The organism is Bartonella sp. AA2SXKL, assembly GCF_042197205.1.
Lineage (GTDB): Bacteria > Pseudomonadota > Alphaproteobacteria > Rhizobiales > Rhizobiaceae > Bartonella.
This window is the reverse complement of record NZ_JBHIRN010000241.1, coordinates 329-605: the sequence shown is the minus strand read 5'-3', so window position 1 is coordinate 605 and position 277 is coordinate 329.

Sequence of the window (277 nt, the reverse complement as noted above, 5' to 3'; positions counted from 1 at the left end):
TGTAATTTTAGGTCTTTTTTTGATTTTTTACTCTCTAAATCCAATTTGAGAAATAATTAAAAACAATGAATTACCACATATCTTTCATGCCAGCTTTTCCTCCTTAGTACAAAACGCCTTTAAAACCATAATGGGATGGGATACGGAAAATCCTCATCAAAAGAGCGCCCTTCAAAGGAAACACTCCTGAAAAGCTTCATTCCCCGAAATGCTCTGCTAGAAAGAATTTTTTTCCCAAGATTCTCCTTGAAGAGGTTGTTCAAAAAGCACAAATTCC